Source organism: Francisella sp. 19S2-4 (genome assembly GCF_036281795.1).
Classification (GTDB): domain Bacteria; phylum Pseudomonadota; class Gammaproteobacteria; order Francisellales; family Francisellaceae; genus Francisella.
Genome location: NZ_JAWUZH010000069.1, coordinates 1 through 6562, shown reverse-complemented (window position 1 = coordinate 6562; position 6562 = coordinate 1). Strand labels below are relative to the sequence as shown.

Genomic DNA, 6562 nt, shown 5'->3' with positions numbered 1-6562 from the left:
ATCTTGTTTGTATGAACTTAATCTACTTTTTCTCATCAAAACCATCCTAACATAACTTAGTTATCTAGGACAGCCCCTATAGTTATTTAAGTTGATAAGTTTAAAAAATCAAAAATTCTATTAAATAGAACAATCATTATTTACGATAGAACTTTAAAAATAACTATCTTATAATCTTATTTATAACATATATAAGTGAAATCTAGTTTTATATGAAAAAAATAATTATAGCTATTATAGTTTGTGTTGTAATCTATCTAATTTATTATATTTTTTTTGCGGCTAGTTATAACAATTGGCATATTATTAATAGTCAACCAAAAGGTAAAACAATAGTTGCTTTTGGGGATAGTTTAACAGCAGGCTATGGAGTAGCTAAAGAGAGTAATTACCCATCTCAGTTATCTAAAATGATTAATCAACCGATTATAAATATGGGGATATCTGGAGAAACTACACAACAAGCATTAGAACGTATTAATACTGTATTGGCTAAAAATCCTCGGATTGTACTTATTACTTTAGGAGGTAATGATCTTAAAAAGAAAGTTCCTGCGGGAGAGGCTTTTGCTAATCTTAAACAAATAGTTGATATACTACAAGCAAACGGGGTACTTGTTGTTATCGGAGGACTAGATATTCCTTACTATTCTAATGATTATGCAGATGATTATATTTCTTTTGCTAAAGATAATGGTTGTTTACTTGTCCCTAATGTTCTTAAAGGATTATTTGGGAATAAAAATTTAATGGTTGATACTGTACATCCTAATACTAAAGGATATACACTTGTAGCAAAAGAATTTTATAGTGTAATAAAAGATTATGTTAATTAGAATTATGAAGGGAAACGAGTTATTCTAGCAATTTCTTCTTTTGTATAGGAATGAGAAATATCTAACAATCCTAATTTTTTACGAATATATGGTAAAGAAAAATAACCACGAATATATTTTTCACCATTTTTATCTTTATCAGAAACAACAAAGTGAGGATGAATAGAGTTTATTAAGGTGTTTAATATATGACCAATTTTTGCTTCTTTAATAATTGCGTAAGGTGCGACATTGACCATTGATATATCAAATTTAGCATCATCGGCAGTTAACTCAGCAGGTTTAACCCCAGCATCCCTAGCTCTTTCTTGTAAACCTTGGCCTTCTATATAGTGTAAAGAGATAGTACCTACAACTTTATCGCTAGAGCTAATTACAAGTGCAAAATCTAGGTGATTATCAATTAATTTAGCTTTTACATCCTTTATATGAGTATCTCTTCTAACTGTTAAAGCTTTATGTGCTTCGAAGTCCCTAAAAACTGCTAATGCTGGGCTATCTAAAAATAATAAACGATTTACTTCATCCTTAAGATACTCAACTGATTTAGCATCTTTAAAATGAGAAAGTTCTATTTGCTTAAATTCTTTTAGATCCACTAGTTTCTCCTAGTATAAATATGGAATAATTACTTAGATTTTAGACAAAATATTTGTCTTTTTCAAAGCTTATCAGCTATTATTTACACAAGATTATAATTTAATTGATACAGTATGCCAAATTATTTAGTTACTGGAGGATCAAAAGGTATTGGAAAGGCTGTTATAGATATCTTAAAACAAGATAAAAGTAATAGTATTTTTAATATAGATAGTTTGGAACCTGATGATAAAAGTAGAGTTAAATTTATCAAAGCTAATTTAACTAAAGAACAAGATATTCAAAAAGTTTTAATAGCAGTTAAAGATATATCATTCAAAGGTATATTTTTAAATGCAGGGATATTAATTAAAGGATCAATTTTTGATATTGATATAGAGAATATTAAGAAAGTATTTGATGTTAACATCTGGTCTAATATTTATTTAATTAAAGGTTTAAAAGAGAATATTCATTCAGGAACATCTATCGTTCTAAATGGTTCTGACCAATGTTTTGTTGCTAAATCAAATAGCTTTGCTTATACAGTAAGTAAAGGTGCTATAGCACAAATGACGAAGTCTCTAGCAATTGATTTAGCCAAGTATGATATTAGAGTAAATGCAGTATGTCCAGGTACTGTTGATACAGATTTTTATCGAGATTTAATACATAAATATGCCCAAAATGAAGGAATATCATTTGAGCAAGCACATCAAGGTGAAAAGAAAGAATTTCCGTTACAAAGAATTGCTCAGCCTGAAGAAGTAGCAAATTTAGTTTATTTTTTGCTTAGTGATAAAAGTAAATTTATGACTGGCGGTCTAATTCCTATAGATGGTGGTTATACAGCTCAATAGTTTTACTATAAAATATATAACAGTGTTATACTTTTAGAGTAAGTATTTATTATATAAATTAAGATATGATTGAAACAGATAGAATAATTTCAGCTAATACTATTCAAAGTAATGATGAGAATGTTATAGATAGGGCTATAAGGCCTAAGACTTTAGCTGAATATGAAGGTCAGCCAATAGTACGAGAGCAAATGGAGATATTTATTGAGGCTGCAAAGGCTCGTAATGATGCTCTTGATCATACACTTATCTTTGGTCCTCCTGGTTTAGGTAAAACAACTTTATCAAATATTATTGCTAATGAAATGGGAGTCGAGCTTAAGCAAACAAGTGGACCAGTGTTAGAAAAAGCTGGTGATTTAGCAGCACTTTTAACTAATCTTGAAGAAAATGATGTTTTATTTATTGATGAAATTCATAGATTGAGTCCTGTTGTTGAGGAGATATTGTATCCAGCAATGGAGGATTATCAACTTGATATAATGATTGGCGAAGGCCCTGCAGCTAGATCAATAAAAATTGATTTACCACCATTTACATTGGTGGGAGCTACTACAAGAGCTGGCTTATTGACATCCCCTCTTAGAGATAGATTTGGGATTATCCAACGCTTAGAGTTTTACTCTATTGAGGATCTAACAAAGATTGTATACCGTTCCGCTAAATTACTTGATTTAGATATAACAGATGATGGCGCTAAAGAGATAGCCAAACGCTCGAGAGGAACTCCTAGAATAGCAAATAGGCTATTGCGTAGGGTTCGGGATTATGCTCAAGTAAAAGGTTCTGGTAAAATAAGTTTTGAAATTGCTGATAAAGCGTTATCAATGTTAAAAGTAGATCCTGTAGGATTTGATCAGATGGATCATAGATACTTATTGACACTTATAGAAAAGTTTGGTGGTGGACCTGTTGGTTTAGATACAATGGCTGCGGCATTAAGTGAAGAAAAGGGAACAATTGAAGATGTTATAGAACCTTATTTAATTCAACAAGGCTATATAATGCGTACAGCAAGAGGGCGAATTGCAACTTTAATAGCTTATAATCATTTTAAATTGAAAATACCTGAGAATTTGAGCTCAGATAAGCAGCAAAATTTATTAATTTAATCATTATCTTCATATGTTAGAATATCTCCTGGCTGACAATCAAGATATTTACAAATAGCTTCTAATGTTGAAAATCTAATTGCTTTTGCCTTTTGATTTTTAAGTATAGAGAAGTTTTGTTCTGTAATTCCTATAGCTTGAGCTAATTCTTTTGAACGGACTTTTTTATCAGCCATAATCGTTGCTAAATTAATCTTTATAGACATTTATAGAGCCTTTAAATTGTTAAATCATTTTCTTCAGAAATTTCTTTTGCTTTTTGCATTACTGATGCAATGGCTATGACAATAGCTCCAGTAATTAAAGCTAAAACATCAAGAGTATCTATACTAACACCAATAAATCTTTCACCAGGAGGGTTATTATAACTTAGAGTTAAAGTTATTAAGGGTCCATATATTAATTTAGCAATAAACCAATAAACTAAGGCATTGCCTAAATTTCTATAGATATACACAACTTTAGATGAAAATATTTCAAGATTTTCATAATGACTAAATAACCTTATAAGTAAATCAATAATATTAAGAACAGCAAGAGTAGGAATTAGACTTACAAACAGTGCAAAGACTCTTGTCATTAATGAAAGTTTGTAAGAGACATAACTTGTAAATGATTGAGAAACTCCAATAGAGTTAAAAAAATCAAAATTTGTTTGTACACATACCCAAAATAATGGAACCAATATTATTATAATTAAAAATACTAGTTTAAAAAAATTTTTATACAATCTACTTTTTTTCTGAAGTGTGAGCATTTATTTTTTTGATCCTTATGCTAATTATTCTAATAAAATATATCTCATTAATTATTGTTTTTCAATATTTAATTATTGTTAAACAGTAATATTTATATTATTTTATATTTAATAAATCTAGAGGAAACAGAAAGTAAATATGAAAGCATTAATAATTTTTGTCTCTTGTTTCTTTATATGTGCTATACAAGCAGAGAGTTTAGAAAACTATTTAATAAAAAATTATGGTTATCAAAGACTAAAGTTATCAAATAATTATAAAGAGCTAGATGGTCCATATTTGATAGGAGAAGTTAATAATAGTAAAGCTTATATTATGTTTGATACAGGCTCTAATGGAATAAGCATTTTTAATGATTCTGTAAATCAGCTTAAGCTTAAAGAAAGTAATAGTTTAAACCACTCAAAAAATATGGCTGGTCAATCAAGTATTAATCATGATGTGCTTTTGAAGCAAATAAAAATTGGTAATATTGTTTTAAAAAATATTAATGCTGAGACCATTAATCAACCTAAAAAAATTCAATATCCAACTATTATTATTGGGACTAAATTTTTAGATAAATATAATGCTATATTTAACTTTTCTAATCAAAGTATATATCTAAGTACTAGACATGTAACTCCTAAAGATCATTATTTAATTGGTCAGAAACTATACGCTAAAAATTTCTTATTGATTAATTTAACGAAGTTAATTTCACAACATCAGATTATACCTATAGCGTTTAATAAAAATTCTCCAGTCAATTGTTTAGTTGATACAGGAACTTCAGATTTTACGGTATCAGATACTTATAGTAAGAAAATTGGTCTAAAAACTACTTCTAAAGAGACAATTAAGGCAACAGATGGAACACTTACAATTGCTAATACTAACATTTCCAGTCTTACTCTTAATCCTCTAAATATTTTTTATCAAAAGAAATTACAATTATTTAACCTTAATGCCACCTCAGCAAATATAGAATCTTTAAGTAAATTTCTAGGAATAGTTTGTATTTTAGGATTCAAAGAATTAAAGGATACTAAGTCAATTTATGATTTTTCAGCAGCAAGACTTTATATTAAGAGTTAAATTTAATTAATTTAGATCATTAAAAATACTTTTATACCATATTAGAATTATTAAAGCGGCTAGAAATTTGGCAAGACATGGAAGTATACAATAAACTAACCGTAAAGCCATTTCTAAATTTATTGTATGTGATGAATAACTTATAAGAGGGAAGGATATAATCGTAGCTATTGCAAAACTAAATTTACCTATAAAAGCTAAGATGGCATAATAACCATTGCCAAGTTCTCTTCGTTCAGGACAGCTATCTATCCATTTTGCTAATAGTACGCTTGGAAGTATTAATTCTGCTCCTAGACCAGCTCCTGCAAATAAGCAAATTATAGTGAAAGCTATAAAGTTTCCACTAGATAAAAATATTACAAAAGAAAATATAAAGGAATACAGTATTAATACGATAGCCCATGTCTTTAAGATACCAAATTTTATAGCTATTTTCTTTATAATGGGGATAAAAAGTATAGCACCTAAAAAATATACAAATATATATATCCCAGTTAAATCTGGAGTATTTAAAACATATTTGCTAAAAAAAACTAGAGTAACTGCAGGTAAACTAGAACCTATAGCACTTATTGTATAAGCTATAAATAAAAAAATACCTTCTTTATCAAAATGATCAATATAATTTCTTATGTTGAAACTATATATTGTTTTTGAATTATTATTAGATAAATTAACTTTATCTAACCATTTAAAGAAAAATATACTAGATATAATTATTAAAATAATAGAAATAATAGCATATAAAAAGTAACCTTGTTTACTTGTGAAGTAGATTAAGAATACTGATAATAGTATTGAAGCAACTAAAACACCAATGATATTTGAGATTTCTCTAGCACCAATAATTGTTGATTTACTATTATCATCTTTTTGCCATAATGCTCCTTTTGTAATAGTAAATATAGTTATATAACTAAAGGCAAATGTTGATAAAAGTATGCCTATAATAAGATTTAAAATTATATTAGAGAATATTGGCACGCACATAATATATACACCAAGTATAAATGCGAGTATAACAACAATTAGGCTTATTTTACTTAGTTTATGAAATCTGTCACAATACCAACCAATAAAAGGATCTAATATTGCATCCAAGCACCTAAGTAGAAATAGTACTATACTTAGTATTGTTAGGTTTATAGCATAACTTGTATGGTAGTAGTCTGGTAAAAAAATATATATAGGAATACTTGCAAATGCTACGGGCATAGCAATAAAAGAATAATTAAAAATATCTTTCTTTTTTAATGACATAATAAAAGACTGTTGAATTAATATCCCAAATTGTTAGATATATTTTGTAAAATACAGATGTTACAGATATTAGTATT

At 27.9% G+C, this 6562-nt stretch carries 8 protein-coding genes; 4 read left to right on the top strand and 4 right to left on the bottom strand.

The features are described 5' to 3' along the window. The first annotated feature begins 212 nt into the window (after positions 1-212). Entirely contained in the window at positions 213-836 is a 624-nt protein-coding gene (locus R8535_RS10445; RefSeq protein WP_329499039.1) for an arylesterase, read from the top strand. A 2-nt stretch (positions 837-838) separates the two neighbouring features. Here the strand turns inward: R8535_RS10445 and R8535_RS10440 are convergent, their stop codons facing one another. Then, a complete protein-coding gene (locus R8535_RS10440; protein WP_329499037.1) occupies positions 839-1435 on the bottom strand; it encodes a CBS domain-containing protein in 597 nt (198 codons plus the stop codon). 114 nt (positions 1436-1549) lie between these two features. Here R8535_RS10440 and R8535_RS10435 point away from each other — a divergent pair, with 114 nt between their 5' ends. Together R8535_RS10435 and ruvB are read left to right on the top strand one after the other, a co-directional pair. Then, the gene (locus tag R8535_RS10435) at positions 1550-2275 is read left to right on the top strand and encodes an SDR family NAD(P)-dependent oxidoreductase (protein ID WP_329499035.1); all 726 of its coding nucleotides are present in this window, start codon (positions 1550-1552) and stop codon (positions 2273-2275) included. Between the two features lie 65 nt (positions 2276-2340). Beyond that, the gene (gene ruvB, locus R8535_RS10430; protein WP_329499033.1) at positions 2341-3387 is read left to right on the top strand and encodes a Holliday junction branch migration DNA helicase RuvB; all 1047 of its coding nucleotides are present in this window, start codon (positions 2341-2343) and stop codon (positions 3385-3387) included. Here the strand turns inward: ruvB and R8535_RS10425 are convergent. Together R8535_RS10425 and R8535_RS10420 are read right to left on the bottom strand one after the other, a co-directional pair. Next, positions 3384-3593: a helix-turn-helix domain-containing protein gene (locus tag R8535_RS10425; RefSeq protein ID WP_329499030.1), complete on the bottom strand. Its 210-nt coding sequence runs from the start codon at positions 3591-3593 to the stop codon at positions 3384-3386. The genes ruvB and R8535_RS10425 overlap by 4 nt on opposite strands. An 11-nt stretch (positions 3594-3604) precedes the next feature. Beyond that, positions 3605-4144, bottom strand: a complete 540-nt coding sequence (locus R8535_RS10420) for a DUF2975 domain-containing protein (RefSeq protein ID WP_329499028.1) — start codon at positions 4142-4144, stop codon at positions 3605-3607. A 139-nt stretch (positions 4145-4283) separates the two neighbouring features. Here R8535_RS10420 and R8535_RS10415 point away from each other — a divergent pair, with 139 nt between their 5' ends. Further along, on the top strand, positions 4284-5222 hold the full coding sequence (locus tag R8535_RS10415; RefSeq protein ID WP_329499025.1) for a retroviral-like aspartic protease family protein: 939 nt from the start codon (positions 4284-4286) through the stop codon (positions 5220-5222). Positions 5223-5228: 6 nt separating this feature from the next. On the opposite strand, the gene R8535_RS10410 is transcribed toward R8535_RS10415, so the two are convergent. Continuing rightward, positions 5229-6485: an MFS transporter gene (locus R8535_RS10410; RefSeq protein ID WP_329499024.1), complete on the bottom strand. Its 1257-nt coding sequence runs from the start codon at positions 6483-6485 to the stop codon at positions 5229-5231. Between the last annotated feature and the right edge of the window lie 77 nt (positions 6486-6562).

Coding starts and splice junctions, on each gene's coding strand:
- R8535_RS10415 (WP_329499025.1), top strand. CDS start 4,284: ATGAAAGCATTAATAATTTTTGTCTCTTGTTTCTTTATATGTGCTATA.
- R8535_RS10435 (WP_329499035.1), top strand. CDS start 1,550: ATGCCAAATTATTTAGTTACTGGAGGATCAAAAGGTATTGGAAAGGCT.
- R8535_RS10420 (WP_329499028.1), bottom strand. CDS start 4,144: ATGCTCACACTTCAGAAAAAAAGTAGATTGTATAAAAATTTTTTTAAA.
- R8535_RS10425 (WP_329499030.1), bottom strand. CDS start 3,593: ATGTCTATAAAGATTAATTTAGCAACGATTATGGCTGATAAAAAAGTC.
- R8535_RS10410 (WP_329499024.1), bottom strand. CDS start 6,485: ATGTCATTAAAAAAGAAAGATATTTTTAATTATTCTTTTATTGCTATG.
- R8535_RS10445 (WP_329499039.1), top strand. CDS start 213: ATGAAAAAAATAATTATAGCTATTATAGTTTGTGTTGTAATCTATCTA.
- ruvB (WP_329499033.1), top strand. CDS start 2,341: ATGATTGAAACAGATAGAATAATTTCAGCTAATACTATTCAAAGTAAT.